At 56.9% G+C, this 23,303-nt stretch carries 20 protein-coding genes; 17 read left to right on the forward strand and 3 right to left on the reverse strand.

What is annotated here, in order from left to right; translation table 11 throughout:
* Window positions 1-84 precede the first annotated feature (84 nt).
* The 5 genes from VHE34_RS30545 (at window position 85) to VHE34_RS30565 (ending at window position 4,601) form a co-directional block, all read left to right on the forward strand.
* Entirely contained in the window at window positions 85-2,115 is a 2,031-nt protein-coding gene (locus VHE34_RS30545; RefSeq protein ID WP_325595288.1) for a Helicase associated domain protein, read from the forward strand.
* A 150-nt stretch (window positions 2,116-2,265) separates the two neighbouring features.
* Window positions 2,266-2,628, forward strand: coding sequence for a hypothetical protein (locus VHE34_RS30550; RefSeq protein WP_325595290.1), 363 nt, complete (start codon window positions 2,266-2,268; stop codon window positions 2,626-2,628).
* Window positions 2,629-2,766: 138 nt separating this feature from the next.
* A complete protein-coding gene (locus VHE34_RS30555; protein ID WP_325595293.1) occupies window positions 2,767-3,114 on the forward strand; it encodes a hypothetical protein in 348 nt (115 codons plus the stop codon).
* Between the two features lie 4 nt (window positions 3,115-3,118).
* The gene (locus VHE34_RS30560) at window positions 3,119-3,460 is read left to right on the forward strand and encodes a hypothetical protein (RefSeq protein ID WP_325595296.1); all 342 of its coding nucleotides are present in this window, start codon (window positions 3,119-3,121) and stop codon (window positions 3,458-3,460) included.
* 10 nt (window positions 3,461-3,470) lie between these two features.
* A complete protein-coding gene (locus VHE34_RS30565) occupies window positions 3,471-4,601 on the forward strand; it encodes a glutathionylspermidine synthase family protein (protein WP_325595298.1) in 1,131 nt (376 codons plus the stop codon).
* Between the two features lie 131 nt (window positions 4,602-4,732).
* Here the strand turns inward: VHE34_RS30565 and VHE34_RS30570 are convergent, their stop codons facing one another.
* On the reverse strand, window positions 4,733-5,902 hold the full coding sequence (locus tag VHE34_RS30570) for an AI-2E family transporter (RefSeq protein WP_325595300.1): 1,170 nt from the start codon (window positions 5,900-5,902) through the stop codon (window positions 4,733-4,735).
* A gap of 55 nt (window positions 5,903-5,957) precedes the next feature.
* Here VHE34_RS30570 and VHE34_RS30575 point away from each other — a divergent pair, with 55 nt between their 5' ends.
* From VHE34_RS30575 to VHE34_RS30595, 5 genes are all read left to right on the forward strand, one after another.
* A complete protein-coding gene (locus tag VHE34_RS30575) occupies window positions 5,958-6,686 on the forward strand; it encodes a hypothetical protein (protein ID WP_325595302.1) in 729 nt (242 codons plus the stop codon).
* Entirely contained in the window at window positions 6,686-8,017 is a 1,332-nt protein-coding gene (locus VHE34_RS30580; protein ID WP_325595304.1) for an APC family permease, read from the forward strand. Before VHE34_RS30575 ends, VHE34_RS30580 begins: the two co-directional genes overlap by 1 nt.
* A gap of 87 nt (window positions 8,018-8,104) precedes the next feature.
* A complete protein-coding gene (locus VHE34_RS30585; protein WP_325595306.1) occupies window positions 8,105-8,401 on the forward strand; it encodes a hypothetical protein in 297 nt (98 codons plus the stop codon).
* A gap of 42 nt (window positions 8,402-8,443) precedes the next feature.
* Complete coding sequence (locus VHE34_RS30590; protein ID WP_325595308.1) at window positions 8,444-9,022, forward strand: TetR/AcrR family transcriptional regulator; 579 nt, start codon at window positions 8,444-8,446, stop codon at window positions 9,020-9,022.
* Window positions 9,019-9,588 (forward strand): Crp/Fnr family transcriptional regulator, encoded by a 570-nt coding sequence (locus VHE34_RS30595; RefSeq protein WP_325595310.1) that lies wholly within the window; start codon window positions 9,019-9,021, stop codon window positions 9,586-9,588. The genes VHE34_RS30590 and VHE34_RS30595 overlap by 4 nt, the downstream gene beginning before the upstream one ends.
* Window positions 9,589-9,689: 101 nt before the next feature.
* Here the strand turns inward: VHE34_RS30595 and VHE34_RS30600 are convergent, their stop codons facing one another.
* On the reverse strand, window positions 9,690-10,421 hold the full coding sequence (locus VHE34_RS30600) for a metallophosphoesterase (RefSeq protein ID WP_325595312.1): 732 nt from the start codon (window positions 10,419-10,421) through the stop codon (window positions 9,690-9,692).
* Window positions 10,422-10,628: 207 nt separating this feature from the next.
* On the opposite strand from VHE34_RS30600, the gene VHE34_RS30605 reads away from it, so the two are divergent.
* The 6 genes from VHE34_RS30605 (at window position 10,629) to VHE34_RS30630 (ending at window position 19,425) form a co-directional block, all read left to right on the forward strand.
* Window positions 10,629-11,081: a carboxymuconolactone decarboxylase family protein gene (locus VHE34_RS30605; protein ID WP_325595314.1), complete on the forward strand. Its 453-nt coding sequence runs from the start codon at window positions 10,629-10,631 to the stop codon at window positions 11,079-11,081.
* 375 nt (window positions 11,082-11,456) lie between these two features.
* Window positions 11,457-12,362 carry an AraC family transcriptional regulator gene (locus VHE34_RS30610; RefSeq protein WP_325595316.1) on the forward strand — a complete coding sequence of 302 codons (906 nt, stop codon included), beginning with the start codon at window positions 11,457-11,459 and terminating at the stop codon, window positions 12,360-12,362.
* 49 nt (window positions 12,363-12,411) lie between these two features.
* Entirely contained in the window at window positions 12,412-12,864 is a 453-nt protein-coding gene (locus VHE34_RS30615; RefSeq protein ID WP_325595319.1) for an SRPBCC family protein, read from the forward strand.
* A gap of 350 nt (window positions 12,865-13,214) precedes the next feature.
* Window positions 13,215-15,932, forward strand: coding sequence for an ABC transporter permease (locus tag VHE34_RS30620; protein WP_325595321.1), 2,718 nt, complete (start codon window positions 13,215-13,217; stop codon window positions 15,930-15,932).
* A 157-nt stretch (window positions 15,933-16,089) separates the two neighbouring features.
* Window positions 16,090-18,456, forward strand: a complete 2,367-nt coding sequence (locus VHE34_RS30625) for an ABC transporter permease (RefSeq protein WP_325595323.1) — start codon at window positions 16,090-16,092, stop codon at window positions 18,454-18,456.
* Between the two features lie 63 nt (window positions 18,457-18,519).
* Window positions 18,520-19,425, forward strand: coding sequence for a hypothetical protein (locus VHE34_RS30630; protein WP_325595326.1), 906 nt, complete (start codon window positions 18,520-18,522; stop codon window positions 19,423-19,425).
* A gap of 124 nt (window positions 19,426-19,549) precedes the next feature.
* Here the strand turns inward: VHE34_RS30630 and VHE34_RS30635 are convergent, their stop codons facing one another.
* Window positions 19,550-20,401 carry a methylated-DNA--[protein]-cysteine S-methyltransferase gene (locus VHE34_RS30635; protein WP_325595329.1) on the reverse strand — a complete coding sequence of 284 codons (852 nt, stop codon included), beginning with the start codon at window positions 20,399-20,401 and terminating at the stop codon, window positions 19,550-19,552.
* A 431-nt stretch (window positions 20,402-20,832) separates the two neighbouring features.
* Here VHE34_RS30635 and VHE34_RS30640 point away from each other — a divergent pair, with 431 nt between their 5' ends.
* Entirely contained in the window at window positions 20,833-23,241 is a 2,409-nt protein-coding gene (locus VHE34_RS30640) for an ABC transporter permease (protein ID WP_325595331.1), read from the forward strand.
* Window positions 23,242-23,303 lie beyond the last annotated feature (62 nt).

The following is a 23,303-nucleotide window of genomic DNA, read 5'->3' on the forward strand; positions in this document are numbered from 1 at the left end:
AAAAAGCCGCGCCCCCAAAAAAGGAGACCGCGCAATAGGCGCAGCCCACCCCGATATATTTGCTCCGGACCAAAACTAGTCCCTATGCAACTCTATCCCCACAACCAGCGGGCCTACGATAACGCCGTCGAAATATTCAAGGAACACAACCGCACCTGCATCATCCACCCCACCGGCACCGGCAAAGCCGTCATCATCGCAAAATTCATCGTCTCCAACCCCACCGCCCGCCACCTCCTCCTTGCCCCAGGCGAACACATCGCCGCCGAGGTCGCCAAGCACACCGAAGGCGCGGAATTCAGCTTCTACAACTATAATGCCTCCTTGTCCAACGCAACGTTTATGGCCCCGCTCTTCGACTACATCTACCTCGACGAATTCCATCGCGTCGGCGCCGCAAAATGGGGACCACAGGTTCTCAAATTGCTCGCCGCCAACCCGGATGCAAAAGTCCTCGGCACCACAGCCACCCACATTCGCTTCCTCGATGACCAGCGGAACATGGCTCTCGAACTGTTCAAGGGCAATATCGCCTCCTATTTCTCCCTCAATCAATCCTTCCTGCAAGGAATATTGATAGCGCCGAAATACATCAGCGCAGTATATTCGATTTCGCAGGAATACCGGCGAATGGAAGAGCGGATCATCCGCTCCCGGCAGGAACAAAAGGGGCCGCTGCTCAAGGAATTGAGATCCCGCGTCATCGACTGGGAGAACAGCAGCGGCCTCGACGTTATTCTCAGGAAACATCTGCCCCCATCGAGAAAGAAGCTTATCGTCTTTTGCGCATCACTGAAAGAAATGACGATGGCCGAGGAAAGACTCACTCCCATTCTCACAACCATTTTTGGCGCCGTCGTTTCTCTGCCTGTTCACACCAGATTCGGACGGGAAACGAATCAGCGACGCCTTTCCAGGTTTAATGAAGAAGATGGCCTGACAAAAGTCCTCTTCACGGTGAATATGGTCACCGAAGGACTCCACGGAAAGGACATTTCCACCGTGATCTTATTACGGGAGACCAACTCTCCGATAATATGGTATCAGCAGATCGGGAGATGTTTTTCCGTCGGGCAAACAGAACAACCCGTCATCCTGGACCTGGTAAATAATTTCAGAAATATTCAGCATATCCGGTTTAAGACCGATTACGAAGAAGAGAAGGCAGCGGCGATCGGTCAAAAGACAAGAGCAGCCTATACGCGACAGGAAATAAAGCCGACTGCCGTCGAATTTGTCGACGAAACCCAGGGAATACGGGAAATATTGACCTCCTTCGAAAGCCGGATAGACAGGTGGATGATAAGATATCTGGAACTGAAGGCGATCTACGAGCGGAATGGCAATTTGAAAGTGAAGACAAAGGGAAATGGGGCCATTCTGCTGTGGCTCGATTGGCAACGTAAGGCGTTCAGGGCAGGCAGGCTTTCTCCGGAAAAGGCGGCCCTTCTTTCCGGCATCGGCATGATCTGGGACAATAGTAACGATGCAAAATGGCACGCCCACTATCTCGAGGTCAGGAAGATCATCGAAGAACGTGGCCAATTACCTCCACTCAACCGGCTGGGCAAATTCCTGGCAAACTGGCTCACGATCCAAAAAGTGAAATACCGGCAGAACAGGCTGAAACCGGCGCAGCGGAAATTGCTGGAAGAAATAGTGTCGGTCAAGGATCGTCGCATGGAGCTATGGACAGCCAGGTTGAAGCGGATGGAGACCTATTTTGCGAAACATAAGGGATTTCCAAGCAGTAAAGGTACCGGTATCCATAGAGACGTTTTCAACGTCCGCGCAGCCAGGAAGGCCGGAACCCTTCCAAAGTTTGTCGAGGCAAGACTGACGGAGCTGGGTTTTAAATTCTCATCCAGGCAGCGATCCTTCGGGAAAGGGCTGGAAGCTCTGATGAAATTTATCGAAGAGAACAATGGCAGCCTCCCCCAAAAAAGCACCAACGCCTACCTGCATTGGTGGTATGATGATAAATGCAGAAAATTCCGCCGCGGCCTTCTCCAAAAAGAACATATCGAACTGTTCAGAATGCAGGAAGCCGCTACCGGCCTCCAACTTCTTCCAACCCGGATCATCCCGCAACGTGAACAATCCCGCCGCGCATAACCCCAACGCATATGTTAACAACATTGTAATCTCTCCATAACGCTCAGGTAATATACCCATTCGATCTTTGCGGCGTCGAAAGGCAGAAGCGCTTCCGCCCCTAACAGACCGGACTGGGTCCGGTCAATTGAAAACCAAAAATCCATTAGTATGTTCACCCGGAAACACGCATTCGCCGGAATGGCGATTCTTCCCCTTTTTTTCGCCCTGACTCTTACCGCCGCCCCAACTCCGCTCCAGGTCACCATTAGACAGACCAATGCCGGTGAAATGAGATTCCGGATCACCGTCGTCAACGCAAACGACCACGCCGTGTCCATCTCCATCTTTCACGGACACGATATTCTCTTCGAAGACCTCACCGCAAAACCTACCTATGAGAACGTCTTCAACCTCTCCGACCTTGAAGACGGCGAGTATATCGTCACCATCAGCAGCGGAAAGGAAAAGATTACCCGCACCCTGCATATCCAGACGGAAACAAAAGTTGACAGACAGCTAACAGTCGAGTAAGGCATTGCTTATCAATTAGGTATCGACAGGGCCGGCCTCTGGCCGGCCCTGTCGCAATAAGATTCCCCGCCATTCCTCCTGTTTCGCTGACAACTTTCGCCGGCGCATTCTATCTTTACCCCTATAACCCGTCGTATCATGCGCCGTAGACCCATCATCGTAATAATCATCCTGGCCGCCCTCCTCGTCATCCTTTATCTCGCCAACCGGCACTCATCCTCAGACGCCGACGAAGACCAGGGCAAGACCCTCGATAAGGACGGCTCCGTCGAAACCACCATCAGCGTCGAACATGCCGATAGCACCCACGATATCATCCTTACCAACCATAAGGTTTGGATCAGGAACAAGCAATACGCCGTCATCGTCCACCGCGATACGGTGCCGGGTCTCGACTCCCTCACCACAACTGCCGGGAATGACAACGGCAATACCACGCAGGTCCGGGTGAAAAAGGACTACCAACTCTTTATCACCGTAAAATAACTCCGTGAAAAAGACAAAAGAGATATCGCTTGTTCTCATCACGGCTGCCCTGGCCTCCTGTCATAAACCCGGTAATGGCGATTGGGTAAATGCCAATGGCCAACACCGGCGTGCCTATATCCGCAGCGACAGCACGGCGCCCTACGCCCCCATGACCCATCCCGCCGGCAGCCCGCTTTGGTACTATGCCTTCCGGCCCTATGGCAACTATAGTTATTTTTCAGGCTATCGCCGGGTCGGCTATTATTCCTCCGCTATCAGCGAACGCAGCAATATCGGCCTCAGCGGCGAAAAAAGCGGCATTGTCCGCGGCGGCTTCGGCTCAGGCTATTCCGTCAGCTCCTAAACGATCGAACATGCAAAGACATACGCTTACCCCCCGAAATAATTGGCAGAAAGAGGTTGAAAAACTGGGCTTCGGCTTCCACACCACCAACGTACCCTACTGGGATGAAAGCGCGTGTTACGAATTCTCGATGGACGAGATCCTTCTCATCGAACGCGCCTCTGCCGAACTCTGGGACTGTTGTCTCGGCGCCGTCCAGTATGCCATGGACAACAACCTCTACTATCGGTTTGCCATCCCCGATCAATACATCCCCTACATCGAAAAGACCTGGCAGGAAGATCACCCCGCCATCTACGGCCGTTATGACTTCTGTTACAAGGACGGCGTACCAAAACTGCTCGAATTCAACGCCGATACCCCCACCAGTCTTTACGAGGCCGGGATCGTTCAATGGTTCTGGTTACAGGACTACGACAAGGGGAGGGACCAGTTCAACAGCATCCATGAGAAGTTGATCGACTATTGGAAGGTTCTGAAAAGCTACCTCTACCCCGGCCCGCTGCACTTCTCCTGCGTGAAAGCCTCCCTCGAGGACCTTACCAACACCGAATATCTCCGCGACTGCGCTATCCAGGCCGGCCTGCAAACAAAGCTCGTCTTCATCGACGATATCGGCTGGGACACCAACGACCAGGTCTTCGTCGACCTGCAGGACGAACCGATAAAGAATATTTTTAAGTTGTATCCCTGGGAATGGATGGTAGCGGAAGAGTTTGGCGCAAACATCCTGGCCGATCGCAACAAGTCTTTCTGGATCGAACCCGCGTGGAAGATGATCCTCTCGAACAAGGCTATCCTGCCTATTCTATGGCAGCTGTACCCCGACTGCCCCTGGCTGTTGCCCGCCTATTTCGAACCCGGCCGCCTGACCGATTATGTAAAGAAGCCCATCCTTTCCCGCGAAGGCGCCAATATCGAACTGATCCGTGGTACATCGACGCTCCAGATCACCCCCGGCGCCTACGGCGCCGAAGGCTATATCTATCAACAACTCGCCACCCTCCCCGATTTCGACGGCAACCACCCCGTCCTCGGCAGCTGGATCATCGGCCAGGAACCCGCCGGTCTCGGCATCCGCGAAAGCAACACCCTCGTCACCGACAACCTTAGCCGATTTATCCCGCACTATATCCGTTAATCGGAAAAATCAATTTTTGGGGTGTCGATTTCACGAATAACCGTGTCAATTAATCGATGAACGTGTCGATAAAAATTCGTCGCCGCGTTGACTTTTTTCTCTCTATATTGCCAACATTGGCAGGCTCTTTTCTAGACGCCTTTCCCGGCCCCAGCCCCGCCCTCCGCCGCACTCCCAGGTCCCCCGACCCTCGCGCTCCCAGCCCTCGCACCCCTCGCACTCCGCCGCCGGTTCACCCGCCCCCGGATCCCCACTAGCTTCGCCGGCGTCTCATCCCCCAACAACCGTCCCCAGGGTTTCATCTCGGGGATGCGATCGAAAATGATCTTCAACACCCCAATGAACGGGATTGACAGGAACATCCCCGAAAGTCCCCAGACCGCCGCTCCCAGCAACACCGCCACGATCGAGATCAGCGCGTTGATCCTTACTTTCGCCGAGACGATATAAGGGATCAGGAAATGATTATCCGTGAATTGGATGATCATATAAGAGATACAAACCCAGATCTGCGTGCTGAACCCATCTTTTTCAATAGTCGCCACCAGCACCGGCAACAGTACCGCAAGGATACCCCCGAAGAAAGGCAGCACATTCAGGATCGCTCCCAGCACCCCCAGCAGCACCGCATAGGGCACGCCAAGGATCAACAGGGCAAACGTGTTGAGACTTGCCACGATCAGCCCTTCGATCAGCAGTCCATACATATAGCTTTGGATCGCCCCCCGCGTCTGCCGCAGCACCGCCCGCACCTCCTCCTCGTTCTCCTTGGCGAAGATCTCATAAAGAAAGTTCAGGATGAGGTTCTTATAGTAGAGCAGCAAAAAGGTGTACACCGGCAACAGGAATGCCGTCGTCAGCGTCCCCACCACCGACCCCAGCGTCCGCCCGACAAGCGGCTTGATCCCCGCCTTTGCCTCGGCGATATATTGGTTCTGCTTCTGCAACGGGATCTTTCGCGCCAGTTCCTGCTGCAACCTCGACACCAGGGCCTCCAGCTTCGCCTCCAACGCCGGCAACTGCGAGGTGAAACGCATCATCTGCGTCGCAAGGAAATACCAGACAGCCGCGATCACGATGATCGCCACCGCCAATGCGATCACGATCGCCGCCACATGCGGCACCCGCCAGCCCATCAGCCGCTCAACCAGCGGATTCAACAGGATGCCCAGGAACAAGGCAAACGAAAAAGGGATCAGGATACTCTGCAGATTCGCCAGGGCATAGGAGAAAAGGATCAGCCCCAACAGGATGATCGTCACCCGGACATAAAAGGGATATTTCTTGGGCGCAGTAGACATATTTACTCCTATGCCGATGCCATGCCGCATTGGATTAATGGCTATATTGCCCAATATGAGTAGATTCTTCCTCACTGTCCTGCTGGCCGCCTTCGCTACGGCCGCCACGGCCCAACCCACCGGGCGTGACGTCGTCAAAAAAATGCACGACCGCTATGCGGGCAAGTGGTACCGAAGCTTCACCTTCTCCCAAACCACCGAAGTCTACCGCAACGACTCGCTCAGGTCCACGCAGACCTGGTACGAATTCATCCGCTTCCCCGAACGCTTCCGCATGGACTTCGGCTCCGCCGACAGCGGCAACGCCGCCATCTTCCGCCGGGACTCCTGTTACCGTTTCCGCAACGGAAAGCTCCGGAGCACCACGATCAATAACAACGAGGGCCTCATCTTCCTGCTCGGCGGCATGTTCTTCTATCCCCTCCGGCAGACCGAAAAGATCTTCGACTCCCTCCACTACGATCTGTCCAAAGGACACGAGGACGTCTGGAATGGCCGTTCCGTCTACGTCATCGGCGCGGCCAAGGGTGACACCGGCGCCAACCAGCTTTGGATCGACAAGGAAAACCTCTATCCCGTCCGCATGTTAAAGGTCGATCCCAGGAGCCACCTCGAAGCCCTCTTCGAAGATTGGAAACCCATGGACGGCGGGTGGCTCGAGACAAAATGCAGCTTCTATTTCAATGGCAAGCTGGCACAGGTCGAGACCTACCATGACTGCAAGACCAATGTCACCCTCGACGACCGCATCTTCGACCCCGCCAACCTCGCCCGTACACACTAATGCGTCAAACCTCGAAAAATCCCCCCAAGCTCCGGCTGCTCCATCTTGCAGCCATCATCTTCTTCACCGTCTCCGGCGGCCCCTACGGGCTCGAATCCCTGTTCGCCGAAGTAGGCAATCATGGCGCCCTCCTCCTGCTGCTCGTCACCCCACTCCTGTGGGATGTCCCGACGATCCTCACCGTCCTGGAGCTCAACAGCCTCATGCCCATCACCGGCGGCTACTACCAATGGGTCAAACATGCCCTCGGCATCCGCTGGGCTTTTTTTGAAGGGTGGTGGACCTGGCTGTATACCTTTTGCGACCTGGCCATCTACCCCGTCCTGTTCATCACCTACGCCGCATACTTCGTCCCCGATATCGCGCATTACAAGATACCCGTCTGCCTCGCCATCATCTGGTCCTCTGCCATTCTCAACATCATCGGCGTCATCCCCGTCGGCCGGGCCTCGCTCATCTTCAGCGTGTGCGTCCTCATTCCCTTTCTGTTCGCATTTGGATTGGCCTTTCAGCATGGCGGCGCCCCCATCCCGGCCCCATCCCTGAACGGCGCCGGCTATTCCTCCCTGGGGATGGGCCTTTATTATGTCATGTGGAACTTCCTGGGCTGGGACAATGCCACCACCTATGCCGGAGAGGTCAACCGGCCCGTCCGTACCTATTTCATCTCGGTCTGCATCGCCTTTCTCATCACCCTCGGCATCTATTTCATTGCCGCCCTGGCGGTTGCCCGGTCGGGCATCAGCCTGGAAGCCATCGATATCGAAAAGGGCGGCTTCCCCGTTCTGGGCGCTTTCGTCGGTGGCCGCTGGCTCGGCATCCTCGTCGCGACAGGCGGCATGGCCAGCGCCCTGGGCCTCTATTCGGCCGTGCTGCTCTCCGTGTCCCGCGTTCCCCAGGTCATGGCCGACGACCGGCTGCTGCCCTCCTTTCTCTGCACCCGTCACCCCCGGTTTGGCACACCGTATGTATCCATCATCGCCTCCTCGGTCATCGTCAGCGTCCTCATCCTGTTCACCTTTGGCGATTTGGTAGTCATGGATATCATCCTCTACGGCGCGGGCCTTTCGCTCGAATTCATCGCCCTGCTGATCCTGCGGATAAAAGAGCCCGATCGCCCGCGGCCCTTCCGCATCCCCCTTGGCCGGATCGGCCTTGGCTTCCTGTTCCTCCTCCCACTCGCCGTGTATGTTTTGGCGCTCACCGGCGCCATCTCATCGGAATCCTCCGGCAGGATGGCCGTTCCCGTTACCCTCGCCATCATCCTCCTCCTCTCCGCTGCCCCCGCCTGGTGGCTCACCCGCTGGCGCAAGCCCCATATGAGGTCATAGTCGGAAATTTTTTCGCCCGGAACACAAACCCCTGGCCCGCCACCGGAAACGCCGGGATCGGAATTGCGGTTGCCGGCTACCCCCTTCATGGCGGCTCCGAACCTTCCACCGGTCGCCGACTTCGGATTCGAACCCTCCTACCGGCTGCCACCCCGGCGGCAGGTGGAAAATTATATCCGCGCCAATCACCACCTGCCCGATGTGGCCCCCGCAAAGAAGATGCAGGGAGAAGATGTCAACCTGGGCAATGACCTGACCCTGCTGCTGCAGAACGTGGAGGAACTCGCCCTGTATATCATCCAGCTGGACAAGAAGGTCGGCAAACAGGACAGGAAAATGGCCGAAATGCAGGCCCAGATCGGGGCCCTGAAGAAGCACCGGTGATCGGCCCGAAATTTGTACCTTAGTAGCCTTCAAAACCCGCACATGCCCCGCACCAAATCTTTCGACGAAGTCGAAACCCTTGACAAGGCAAAGGAAGTGTTCTGGCAGAAAGGCTACAACGGAACTCCGCCCCAGGACATTCTCGAAGGCACCGGCCTCAGCCGGTCCAGTCTCTACGACACCTATGGCGACAAACGCACCCTGTTCATAAAGACCTTGCAGCGCTACCGGCAATCCGAGACCGCCGCCGCTATCGAATACCTCGATGCCGCCAGCGATCCCGCCCAGGCCATTCGCCGCATCTTCCATGCGGCGTACGACTACTTCACCAGCAAACAACCCCGCAAGGGCTGTCTCATGGTCAATACCCTCAACGAGGTCGCCACCCACGACGAAGAAGTGGAGGATATCGTGCGGGAGAACCGGCAGGCGCTGGAAGATGCCTATGCCCGGGCCATAAAACGCGGCCAGCACCAGGGCCTTATCGCAAGGGACCACCAGCCCCGGGCCCTCGCCCGCTATCTGCTCAACAGCCTCTGGGGCCTTACCACCAATCTCAAACTGGGCCTCGAAAAAAAAGCCGCCGATGATATCGTCAGGATAACCCTGTCCGTACTATGACACCTCTCTTCGCCCACATGCGGAAATTCGTCGCCCTCGATGAGGAGGAAGAGTCGATCCTCGCCGCCGGTCTCCACCACAAAAAGATCAGGAAAAAGGAATTCCTCCTTAAGGAAGGGCAGGTCTGCCCGGCAAATTATTTCGTCGTCAAAGGCTGTCTTCGCATGTATTTCATCCGCGAGGACGGCGTCGAGCAGATCGTCCAGTTCGCCATCGAGAACTGGTGGATCACCGACTTCCAAAGCCTCGACTGGCAACAGCCCTCCCGGTTTTACATCCAGGCCATCGAACCCACCGAGGTCACCGTCCTCGACCGGACCCACCTCCCCGCCCTCTGCGCGCGGCTCCCCCAACTCGATCACTATCTCCGCCTCATCGTCCAACGCGCCTTCGCCGCCACCCAGCAAAAACTCTTCTTCATCCACAATTTCTCCAGCGAAGAGCGCTATCACCATTTCAGCGACAGCTTCCCCGAATTCGTCCAGCGCATCCCCCAATATATGGTCGCCTCATACCTCGGTTTCACCCCCGAGTTCGTCAGCAAGATCAAATCCCGCCGCAAGTAACCCGCCGCCAGCCCGCCACCGCCCGATCCCCTGTCGCCACCCACCCACCGCCACCACACCGCAACCCCACCGCCTGCCAATAACCCACCTCCGCCACCGCCTCACCCATACAACTCCCCCATCAGATCACTCTGCCAATACTCCTTCGTCTCCACATCCATGATCGTCAGCCGCCCAACATTCCCCGCCCCCGTATCCAAATTCCATACGTTCGCCGCCCGCATCGGCTGGTCCGTCTTCCAGTTCGTCGTACTGGTATGCCCAATAAAAACGGATTCGATCCTTTCCTTCGTCGGCAACCGCGACCGATCGCAAACCAGCGCCGCCCGCCACAACTCCCGGTCCCAATAGAAAATGTCAGGTCGCTGCCCCTCAAGCGCCACCTCCCGGTCAAACCCACCATGCACAAAACAATTCCCCACCTCATCCAAACAATACAACAATTGCCGCCGGAAGAATTCCTGATGCCGTTCGGGAATATCCGAAGGATTCAACGCCGTCTTATATCCGAGGCTGCCCCGAAAGATCAACCGCTCCTTCTTCACTTGCTTTAAATAGCTCCGGGCAGTCGCATCCCCACCATAGGTCCAAAGCGCCGGATGATATCCCGACTCGATAAACGCCCGGAACCACTCGTCGTGATTCCCCCGGATCGCGATCAGCTTCGGGATGGTCAATAAGGTCTCCACACACTCGTACACTTCATCATTTCTATCCGTCACATCCCCCAACTGGATCAATACATCTTTGCCAAGATCAAAACCCGATCTCTCCAGGCACTGCATAAGCGCCCGGTGGGCCCCATGAAGGTCCCCCATTACAAACGTTCTCATTTTGATTTTTTTTACCGGCTACACGATAGCACAGTAAAAACCCTAAAGTGAAGATGAAAGATTGGCTTGAAAAGGCAAGACAAAATTAAAAAAAATTCCCAATGCCAATTTCTTAATCATGATTATTTTTTTCGCTTCCTCCATGTCGCAATTTTGTAGAGCAAAAGCAAAAAATAAAACCAAATCGAAAAGCAAAAACACAATCATATGTCACAACGTCTCCTCCTCGGCAAAGCCGACCCGAACGCCTACAAAGCCTTGAAGTCCCTCGACAAATATCTCGAAACCACCCGTCTCTCCGCCACCCATATCGATCTGGTGAAGATCCGTACCTCCCAGATCAACGGCTGCGCCTACTGCATCGACAAACACACAAAAGAAGCCCGCGCCATCGGCGAGACCGAACAACGCATCTATGCCCTCAACGCCTGGCGCGAAACCCCCTTCTTTACGCCCGAAGAGCGCGCCATACTCGCCCTCACCGAAGAGGTAACGCTCATCCAAAACCACGTGTCGGATGAAACCTACAATGCCGCCGCCGCCCTCTTCGACGAAGAATACCTCGCCCAGCTCCTCATGGCGATGATCATCATCAACGCCTGGACCCGCGTCGGCATCGCCACCGCAATGCAACCCACCGCACAGGCCGCCGCTCACTGACCCGCCGCAGACGCTGCCGCCGCCGCCGCCGCACACGCCGCCACCGCCGCACACGCCGCCGCCGCACCCGCCGCCGCCCATCTCTTTCCTCTCACGGACGCCCGCAAGCTCGTCGCCGCGCCAGCTTCCTCGTCCTCGGCAAAGACCCCACCGCCGATATCCGCAATACCCGCACCCTCTCCGCCGTCTGATCCAATGGCGTCAAAGTCAGCGACAGGCCCCTGGGGCGGCTGCAAGCTGCCCCGGCCAGAACCGAGCCAAGCGAAGGTTCCGACCGAGGAGGAGCGTGGCGAAGCAGCTCCGACGAAGGCCTCCAATAATTAGCGCTCGCGCGCGAAGCGCGCCCACAATCGCAACCCCTATATTTGCAAAGCAATGTCCACCCCCCAACGCACCTCGACGAACGAAGGCACCCGCGACTCCCTCCTCTGGGAATTTGACGGCATCCGCATGGGCCACGCCGTCAGCGCCTTCAACAACCTCACCCACTTCACCGCAAAAGGCGCCGGCAAAGAACTCGTCCGCCTCCACATAGGCCTCAAAGGCAACTACAGCTTCCGCTACCACCAGCTCGACACCGACTACCACCTCATCGGCGGACACGCCAACATCCTCTATTCGAAAGATTTTGAAATGACCGTCGAGAACCGCACCCTTACCCTCGAAACCTTCGGCATCCAATTCCCAAAAGACACCTTCCTCCGCTTTACCCAAAACGCCTCCGATGGGCTCAAACGGTTTGCCGATCAGATTGAATCCGGCACCCCGGCCATCCTCTCCGAAGAATGGGGCGCCGTCGACCCCGCCATCCAGCAGGTCGTTTACCAGGTCGTCAACAACCCTTACAAAGGCGACCTCGAACCCATCTTCCTCCTTAGCAAAAGTGTCGAACTCCTCGTCCTGTGTGCGGAATCCTGCCGCCGCACCGCCGAAAAGAAGCAAGCCTTCCTCACCTCGCCCGCCGACAAGGAAAAGATCCTCGCCGTCCGCGACCTCATCAACGAAAAGCTCGAGTCACCACCCAATCTCACCACCATCTCCCGCACCGTCGGCCTCAACGAGTACAAGCTGAAACGCGGCTTCCGGCAGGTATTCAACAATACCGTCTTCGGCTATCTCAGCGAACAACGCCTCCTCCTGGCCCGGCAATATCTTCTCGACACCCGGCGCACCGCCGCCGACATCGGCTACCAGCTGGGCTATTCCACCCCGCAACATTTCAACAACGCCTTCAAAAAGCGCTTCGGCAGCACACCGGACGCAGTGAGAAAAAATCCGTAAAATGCAATCGGCCCCCCAGGCCCCGCCGTACTATTGTAAAAAAAAAGATATGAATACGCCACTCATCGTTACCAACGACATCACCATCGACGGCCCCGCCGCAAAAGTCTGGGAAGTGCTTACCGAACCGGAATGGACAAAACAATACATGTTTGGATGCGAACCGGTCACCGACTGGAAACCCGGCAGCCCCCTGCTTTGGAAAGGAACCTTCAATGACGTGGAAATGGTGGCGGTAAAAGGAAAGGTCGTCCGGTTCGATCCCGGCCATTCGCTCGTCTATACCGTTATCGATCCCAATAACCCCGCGATCCCCGACCTCCCCGAGAACTACCTAACCGTCACCTGTACCCTCACCGAACAGGACGGCAAAACCCATCTCTTTGTTTCTCAAGGGGATTACAGCGGTGTCGCCGACGGCGACAACCGCTACCGCCATACCGTCGACGGCGGTGGCTGGAGTCCCATCCTCGACCAGATCAAACAGCTCGTCGAAAAATAACCCCCCTGTTGCCACCCATAAACCCTCATACAACTCGTCGACGGCCTCCGCCACCTTTGCCCGGTCCTGCAGATGACTGAACGCAAAGATGATCACGTCGTCCTTATTGTTTTTATAAAGTTGAATAAAGGCCTTGATATCTCTATTTTCAAGGTCTTCCAAGAGCTTTGCCTCTTCGGCAAGCTGTTCCATTTTCATGGTTTATTGTTTTGGGTAAAAGGGAAGCCTCCTATGTGGAAGACAGCAAAAAAGAGGGTGGTCCTGGCTCCAATGCAACCGATTCTTCCGATATTCGTGACGACGCCGGTTAGGCCGGCGGCAATGCCTGCATAAAGCACCACTACGCACAAATGAAGGAACGCTCCCGGATATGGACTCTCACGGCCCGAAAGCTATCCGGCGAAGCGACGCCTGATGAGCTAATTGAGCTCGAACGCCTTCAGCAGCAACATCCTGAGATGACGTACTCCCTGCAGCTCCTGGCCGATCTCTACAGGTCCCACCCGCCCGCAGACGAGACCGAAGCCGAGGCCGAACAAGCCTTCAACCGGCACCTCACCCGCATGGTCCTCCGCGACATCTCCCCCGCCGAAACAAAGGCCCCCGAAACCACCCCCGCCGCAACAAAGGCCCCCGAAACCAACGCCGCGAAATACGCCCCCAAGGCCCAACGCCTCAACTTTGCCCAAACCCGCGACCTGGTCGCCAACTACCTCACCACAACCGTGCGATCCCTTCGCCGCAACAAAGGCTTCACAACCATCAACATATCCGGCCTCGCCATCGGCCTGGCCAGCGCCGTCGTCCTCCTCCTCTGGATCCGAAACGAACTCTCCTTCGACCAGTTCCACGTCAACCGCGACCGCCTCTACCTCGCCATGACCCGCGCCCCCCTCGACGGCCAACTCGAGGTCTCACGTCATACTCCCATGGTCATGGCCCCCGAACTAAAGACCCGTTACACCCGGCAGATCGAAGAAGCCGTCCGCATTAACTGGGTCGGCGCCTTCATCCTCTCCAACGGCGGGAATCATGTCCAAACCGGCGGTTATCTCTGCGACCCGGGGTTTTTCCGCCTCTTCTCCGTTCCCCTGCTAAGCGGCGACACCGCCACCGCCCTCAGTACCCCCCGCAGCATCGTCCTCACCGCGCGGCTGGCAAAAAAACTCTTCGGCGACTCCTCCGCCCTCGGCAAGACCATCAGCGTCGACAGTATCAAGAACTTCGTCGTAACGGCCGTCACCAAAGACCCGCCTTCCAACACCAGCTTCCAGTTCGACTATTTAGTCCCCTGGTCCTATACGAAGGAAGTCCACTGGGAAGAACCCCTCTGGCAGAAGTCCACGATCTTTACGTATGTTTTAATGCGCCCGGGCGTCACCCAAACCGCCGCCAACCAGGCCATGCGCATGGTCATCCGCGAGCACGCCCAGGAGACCCCCGAAGAGCTCTTCTTCTATCCTTTAAGTGAACTGCATCTATACGGCAAGTTCGTCGGCGGCAAGCCCGATGGCGGGGACATCGGCTTCGTACGTATGCTCGCCGTCATCGCCGCCTTTATCCTGCTCATCGCCTGTATCAATTATATGAATTTGAGCACCGCCCGCAGCATCCGCCATGCCCGGGAAGTGGGCATCCGCAAGGTCATCGGATCAGATCGGCCTTCCCTCATCGGCCGTTTCCTCGGGGAATCCCTCCTGCTCTCAGCGGTAGCGGGCACCCTCGCGCTCGGCATTGTCGTCATCGCCCTGCCCTGGTTCGATCGGCTTGTTGGCACCGATCTGGCCATACCCTACGCAGAACCGGCGTTCTGGCTCGGCGGCGCCGGCTTCATCATCTTCACCGGCCTGCTCGCCGGCAGCTACCCCGCTTTCTATCTCTCCGCCTTCCGCCCCGTTAATATTTTAAGAGGTCATTTCAAGACCATCCACGCCCTCGTGACACCCCGGCGCATCCTCGTCGTCTTCCAGTTCGCCTTCGCCATCACCTTTATCATCTGTACCATCGTCATCTACCGCGAATTCGATTACGCCATGCACCGCAAGTCGGGCTACGACAAGGAAGGCCTCGCCTTCGTGTATATCAAAGGCGATATCCGCAGGAATTACCCGGATATCCGCAAGCAGCTGTTCGCAACCCACACCGTCACCACCCTCACCCGCACCGACGCCCCCATCTCCGAGATCTGGACCTGGAACGATAGCTACACCTGGGAAGGCAAAGACCCGCAGGATCGCGTCTTCTTCATACAGTATCACACCGACCGGGCCTTCGCCGCCACCATGGGCCTGAAATTGCTCGCCGGCCGCGATATCGACATCGAAAGATACCCCGCCGACACCTCCGCCATCCTGCTGACAAAGGAATCGGCCCTGCGCATGGGACTCCCTAACCCCGTCGGCCATACGATCACCGACCGGACCCGCAACTGGCACGTCGTCGGCCTGCTCAACGACTTTGTCACCGGCAGCGTTTTCAACCGAACGTTTCCCATCGTCGTCCAGGGCACTCCCTTACAGGCCACCAACTACGGCACCCTCAGCTTCCGGTTCAATGAACAGAGCAGCCGCGCCGACTGCGAAGCACAGCTCTCCGCCATTTTGCGGAAATACAATCCGAACTATCCGCTGGAATATTTCTACGTCGACAAGTATATGCAGGCAAGAGTCGAGGGCGACGCCCGCTTCGGCACCCTCGCCGCCCTCTTCGCCGGAATGTCCATCTTCATCTCCTGTCTCGGCCTCTTCGGCCTCTCCGCCTATATGGCCGAATCCCGCCTGAAGGAAGTAGGCATCCGAAAGGTCTTCGGCGCCTCCATCATGCGGCTCGCCACCCTGCTATCCAGGGACTTTCTTGTCCTCGTCATCCTCGCATTTATTATTGCCAGTCCCGTTGCCTGGTGGTTCATGCGCCAATGGCTCGACGGCATCCCCTATCACATCGCCATGGACTGGTCTGTCTTCGCCTTCACAGGCCTCCTCTCCGTCATCATCGCCGTCGGCACCGTCGGCTACCAGGCGGTCCGCGCTGCCCTCACCAACCCCGTCCTCATCCTCCGCTCGGAATGAACGGCCACCAACCCTCGCCGCCAACCGCCACGCGAAGCCCCGTACACTCCGCACACCGCCTGTATCAAACCCGAACAACCGGCCCTCAAGCCGAAAAAACAACCCCTTGTTCCCCAATAAAGTAGCACTCTGGCACCCCCTTGGTTGCTGGCAAGATATGCTACACAACTACCTCAAGATCGCCATCCGCAATCTTCTTCGCAATAAAGGCTTCTCCGCCATCAACATCAGCGGCCTCGCCATCGGAATGGCCAGCGCCCTGCTCATCCTGCTCTGGGTCCACAACGAACTCACGTTCGACCGCTGGTACCCCAACACCAGCCGGCTTTATCAACTTTACAACCGCGATAACCTCCAGGGCAACCTCGTGGCCTGGCCAAATACGCCAAAACCCCTCGCCCCCTTTATCAAAAAGGACTTCCCCGACGTCGAGGACGTCACCCGGTACCGGAATGTCATCTACCTCCTTTCAACTGGCGACACCCGCCTCAATTCCAGGGGCGCCTGCGCCGACAGCGCCTTCCTGAAAATGTTCGGCCTGCCCATGATACAGGGCGATGCCGCCCATGCCCTCAGCTCCCCGGGCGGCATCGTCCTCACCCGGCAGATGGCAAAAAACCTCTTTGGCAACTCCGACCCGATGGGCAAGATCGTTCGCATCGACAGCAACACCAATTTTACCGTGACCGGAGTGCTGAAGGACCTGCCTGCCAACACGTCCTTCCAGTTCGATTATCTCCTGCCCTGGTCCTTCGTCATAAGGACCAGCCATGACAACGACCAGTGGGGAACCAATTCCGTATTTACTTTTGTATTGTTGAAACCCGGCGCCTCGCAGGCGGCCTTCGATCGTGAGGTCAGGGATATTACCATCGCTCACTCCGATCGCAAGGAGACCACCCAGGTGTTCACCCAGCCGATGGCCCGGCTCCATCTTTATTCAAAAAGCGAGAACGGCGTCCTCGTCGGCGACAGGGTCCATATCGTCCGGCTATTTGCCCTGATCGCGGGCTTCATCCTGCTCATCGCTTGTATCAACTTTATGAACCTCTCCACCGCCCGTAGCGAAAAACGGGCACGCGAGGTCGGTATCCGCAAGGTCGTCGGGGCGTTTCGCGGCTACCTCATCGGGCAGTTCATCGGAGAAAGCATCCTCATTGCCGCTCTTTCCTTCATACTTGCCCTGTTGCTGACCCATCTAACCCTGGATGCATTCAATCAATTGGTGGGGACCAGGCTCGTCGTCGAGTTTGACAACCCTGTTTGGTGGGCCTTCGCCATCGGCTTCGTCGTCTTCACGGGCCTCCTTGCCGGCAGCTACCCGGCATTCTATCTCTCCGCCTTCCAACCCGTAAAAGTGCTCAAAGGAACTTACCGCAAGGTCAACGCCCTCATTTCCACGCGCAGGATACTCGTCATCCTGCAGTTCAGCTTTGCCACGATCCTGATCATCGCCACCTTGACCGTCTGGCGGCAGATCCGGCATGCGCAGGATCGCAACGCCGGCTACAACCGTAACCAGCTCGTCTATACCTTTAACCAGGGGGAAATACCAAATCACTATGAGGCGATCAAACACGATCTTCTCGCCAGCGGAGCTGTCCTCAGCATTAACAGATCTCTCAACCCCATCACCCAGCACTGGTCCGATAGCTGGGGCTATTCCTGGGACGGTTGCACACCGGCCGACAAACGGATCGACTTCATCAGCCTCAGCAGCGATGTCGATTTTCTGAAGACTATGGGCGCCAGCCTCGCCGCCGGCCGCGACATCGATATCTACAAATATCCCACCGACTCCAATGCCGTCATCCTGAATGAGTCGGCGGTCCGGACGATGCGGGTGAAAAACCCGGTCGGCATGACCATACGATCCGACGACGGGCGCGGCAGTTTTCATGTTATCGGCGTTGTTAAGGATTTCATCCTCGAATCCCCTTATGACAACATCGCCCCGATGATGATCTTCGCTGTCGGCGGCTTCTTCCAGGTCATCCACATGAAGCTGAACCCCGCCTGGCCGGTTGCCGCCAACAAGGCACAGCTCGAGAAGGTGTTCAAACAGTACAACCCGCAATATCCCGCACCCTTTATCTTCGTCGATGAAGCCTATGCCGGTAAATTCAAGGCTGAACAACAAGTCGGCACCCTGGCAGCCCTCTTCGCCGGACTCACCATTTTTATTTCCTGTCTCGGGCTGTTCGCCCTGGCGGCGTATATGGCCGAGAACCGCATCCGCGAGATTGGCGTCCGCAAGGTCCTCGGCGCGAGCGTCACCGGCATCACCACCATGCTGGCAAAGGATTTCGTGTGGCTGGTCCTCATCGCCTTTGTCGTTTCAGCGCCCATTTCGTGGTGGATCATGCACGACTGGCTCACCGGCTTCAACTATCGCGTCGGGATGGGCTGGGACATATTCGCCCTTTCCGGCGGCCTCGCGCTGGTCATTGCCGTTGCCACCGTCAGTTACCAGGCGATCCGCGCCGCGCTCGCCAACCCGGTCAAAGCGCTGCGCAGTGAATAAGTAGGGATAAGTAGAGCGTCGGCACCCCTTGCACCATCAACGAAAAAGAATTATTTTGTTGGCATGAGATCCCGTACCCTGGCCCTGCTCGCAACAATCGCAACCCTCGCCGCCTGCCACAGCGCCCCAAAACCGGATCAGCCCAGCCAGAAAACCCAAAAAAATCACCTCGAAGGCTACCCGCAAGGCAGTCCCGCCGTCCGGGCGTACAGCCGCTATCTTACGGCCCTCGACACGACCGATCTCTCGACTCCCCAACCGGCCTACCGCGAATTCAAACGCCTCTTCACCGGCCAGCCCGCCGCAGTCGGCGACACCGGCTTCATCCTGTTCTATACCTTCCTCCGTCATCTCAACACCGACACCGCAGCCGTCCAAAAATTAGTAGGCTCGTATCCGCTCGATACCCTCGCCGCCGCAGAAGAAATGAACGAACCCTTATCCGCGAGGCATAAAAAAGCCCGCCAGACCCTGGCGGACAATTTTTTCATCGTTCATGAAGACGAAGGAATGGGCTACCTCGTACCCGGCTGGCGGCTGATGCCCCCCTGTTTCGCATCATATATCACTCCAACGATGAACGAAGTCATCGCCCAAAGCGCAAAAGAGGACAAGGAAGGATTTCAAAACGACGCCGGCCTCACGATGCAACCCCGGCAGCTCGCCGCACGCACCGTCTGGTGGGAACGCTTCATGGCCCGCAATCCCCACCACATCTACCTCGAGTGGGCCAAAAGCAATTACAACCTGTGCCTGTATGCGATGGTTGCCGGCATGGATAACACCCCCGTCACCGACTATGACAGCGCGGACAGGATCACCCCCTTCTTCGACACCGCTTATCAGATCATCCGCGACTCCTTCCCCGATTCCCGCACCAACACCGTGATCGCCCCCTATTGGCAAGCGATTCGGACAAAAGACACCGTCACCCGGAAAAGGATCCGCGACAGTTTGCCGTCTCTCTGATGTTGGGCGTTGCCCCGGATGCCGGGGCCGGGCTCTCTGTCGCGCATGGCGCTCCTGCCGATCCCTAACGCGGTTCCTACGCCACCCGCGTCTCGGCCAAAGCGGGCGGAAAACCCGCCCCCGGCTAAGCCACCCGCGTCTCCGCCCGCGCGGCCTCCCATCCAATGATGGCCTGCTTCCGCGTCGCACCCCAATGGTATTGCCCCGACTGGCCGTCGCTCCGGATCACCCGGTGACAAGGGATCAAAAAGGCTACCGGGTTCGCACCCACCGCCGACCCTACCGCCCGCACCGCAGTCGGATGATGGATATTACCCGCCACCTCCGAGTAAGTCGTCAGCCCGCCCATCGGCACTTTTAACAAAGTCTCCCATACTTTGATCTGGAAGGGAGTCCCCTTCAGATGCAGCTTGATCTCCCTCGGCCGGCTCCAGTCCTGTGAGAAGATGGCCAACGCCTCCTCCTGCCACGCGTCCGTCGCCGCATGATACCGCGCGTTCGGGAACTGCTCCTTCAGCAGGTCCAGCGCCGCCGCCTGGTCCTCATCCGCAAACGCCAGGTAACAGACGCCCTTATGCGTTGACGCGATCAGCAACGGACCAAAGGGACTATCCGCGAAACGGTAATTTATCGGCAGCTCCTCCCCGCCGTTCTTATATTCCCCCGGCGTCATTCCCTCGATCTTGATGAACAGATCGTGCAACCTCCCCGTGCCCGACAATCCCGCCTCAAAGGCCGCGTCCGACAGCGTCGCCCCCGAACCCAACACCTGCTTGGCATGCTCCAACGTCAGGTATTGCAGGAACTGCTTCGGCGTTACACCCGCCCATTCCTTGAACATCCGCTGAAAATGGAAGGGGCTGAGATGCACATGCTCCGCCACCCGCTCCAGCGAAGGCTGGTCCTTGAAATTTGCCTTGTAAAACGCGATAGCGTCGGCTATCCGGTTATAATTGATCGCTGCTTGTGTTTCCATGATTGATTTCTTATTTACAACCCAAAAGTACCGGGCCTCCGCCGCCCGGGAAACCCGGTTCTTGCGCACTTGCCGTCCCAAGGAATCCGTTGAAATTACCAATTTTTCAGCTGCAAAGCCCCCACGCCGCAAAGCCCCATGCCCTAACGCGCTATCGCCGCAACCCTTGTCCCTCAAAAGACGATCATCCTTTTGGTGGAATCCGCCGCTATCCAACCGACAGGGGACCAGAGCGGCTGGAAGCCGCTCGGCCGAAGGCTAATCATAAGCCCTGCTGAGCCGCGCGGGCGCGGCGATGTCCTGGCGGACACCTGTCGTATCAAAACCGAACACCTGGATCCCGCAAACCAGTCTTAACCCCCTCGCGCCCAAGGAAATACAATATTGGCACCCTCTTGGTTCCGATCCTCCCAACAGCCAAACACATACCCATGCTCAAAAGCTATTGGAAGACTGCCCTCCGCTTCCTGCTCAAGAACAAGACCTTCAGCGCAGTCAATCTCATCGGCCTGGCCGCCGGCACCCTCTGCTGCCTCTATATCGTCCTTTATGTCGTCGACCAGTACAGCTACGACAAACATCACGATCACGCCGAAGATATCTATCGGGTTACTACCGCTATCAGCCAGACCGGAGACAACATTGCCATGGCTACCTGCTCACCTCCCATCGCCCCGGCCATGAAGAAAGATTTTCCGGAAGTAGTCGAATTCACCCGGGCGATCCCGACTATCGGTGTTACGGAGCATCTCCTTACCTACAAAGAAAAGTCCTTTTATGAGACGAACGCCCTCGAGGTCGATTCCACTTTCTTCGATGTCTTTACCTATCATTTCACCAACGGCCGTCCCGCCCACGTTCTTTCAGCACCCAACTCCATCGTCCTTAAAAAGCCGGTAGCCGACAAACTGTTCGGCAGCGAAGACCCCATCGGCAAGACCATCGTCATCAGCGACGCCTACGGAAAAAATAACCTCACTGTCACCGGTGTCGTGGATGAAAGCCTGGGCAAATCTCATCTCCAGGGAAATATCTACATCAGGATGAGCCCGGGCGGTTTTGGCAGCAGCATCCTGACCAACGATCATTGGGCCGGCAATAACTTTGCAAATGCCTATGTGAAGCTGCGGCCGCATTCCAACCCCGCCGATCTCGAACGCAAGCTCCCCTCCTTCCTGCAGAAATACGGCGCCGAACAACTGCGGACATCCGGCATGACAAAGAGCCTTCATCTCCAACCCATCGGCTCGATCCACACAACGGCAGGCTTCAATGCCGAGAGCGCCCCCACCACGGACAGGACGTTTCTCGATATCCTAATGCTCATCGCGGCCTTGATCCAGCTCATCGCGTGCATCAACTTCATGAACCTCTCCACCGCCCGTGCCTCTAATCGGGCAAAGGAGGTCGGTGTCCGCAAGATCGTCGGCGCCGGGCGCAAAAGCCTGGTCCTGCAATTCCTTGGCGAATCGTTCCTCCTGACCCTCATCGGGGTCGCCATCGCCATACCCCTCCTGATCCTCTTTTTGCCCGGGCTGAATCACCTCACCCACGCCACCGTTACCTTGTCCCTGCTTAGGGGCGCCAACGTCTGGCTTCTCCTCACCGGCATCGTCGCCCTTACCGGCCTCTTCGCGGGCAGCTATCCAGCCTTTTACCTCTCCGCCTTCCAGGCTATAAAGGTCATCAAAGGAAATTTCACCAACCAGATCTCCGCCGCAGGACTGCGCCGCTCCCTCGTCGTATTCCAATTCATACTCTCCATCGTACTCATCAGCGGGATTATTGTCATTCACAGTCAACTCAATTATATAAAGAATAAGGACCTTGGATTCAGTACCAATCAACAGCTCGTCTTCGACTTTCATCTCGATGAAACAAAAGCCAAAATGCCGCTGCTGGCGCAGGAGTTCCGCCGTATGCCAAACGTGAGGGCCGTCAGCCTGGCAACCAACTATCCCGGTCAGCTGCCGTATAACGATTGGGGGGTATACCTCAGCGGCGGCAATGAAGCCACCGCAGTCGATCAGCAGAACTTTTCCTCCGACGAGTACAGCCTCAAAGCCCTGGGCATCGGACTGGTAAGCGGTCGCGACTTCCATTACCAGGATTCCGGCGCGACACTCATCAACGAAACCCTTGCCCGCCGCCTCGGCCTGGACCCTGCCATAGCCCCCGGCACAAAACTGTATACACCATCCGGCTCATTGACCATCGTCGGCGTAATGAAGGACTTTAATTATAGGTCGTTGAAGGAGCCCATCCATCCTTTTATGATCATCTATAATCCCAACAATGGCGACATCAGCCACCTCATCGTCAATGCAAACACCACCGACTACGCCGGCTTATTGAGCCAAATGGAAACGATCTGGAAAAAAGTGCTGCCCTCCACACCCTTCGCCTATAGCTTCCTCGACGAAGAAGTGGGAAAATTCTACACCGCCGACATCATCCTCTCGCAGATCATTAACTCCTTTACCCTCATGGCCATTCTCATCTCCAGCCTCGGGCTCTTCGGGCTGGCCGCTTTTAGCGCCGAACAACGGCGGAAGGAGATCGGCGTCCGCAAGGTGCTGGGCGCCAATACCACGGGTCTCGTACGCCTGCTCACCCGCGACTTTATCCGCCTCGTCGCCATCGCCTTTTGCATCGCAACCCCCATCGCCTGGTGGGCAATGAACAAATGGTTGCAGGAGTTTACTTTTCGAGTTACCTTGTCCTGGTGGATGTTCGCCCTGGCCGGCGCCGGAGCCATGCTGATCGCCATATGCACTATCAGCGTTCAGGCCGTCAAAGCCGCACTGGCCAACCCCGTAAAATCTTTGCGTAGTGAATAGATCCGCTGCGCGGCTTCTGCCCTGCGAAGCGAATCGGCCAGTAAACCAAACCATCGTAGCAA

The organism is Puia sp., assembly GCF_035546395.1.
Classification (GTDB): domain Bacteria; phylum Bacteroidota; class Bacteroidia; order Chitinophagales; family Chitinophagaceae; genus Puia.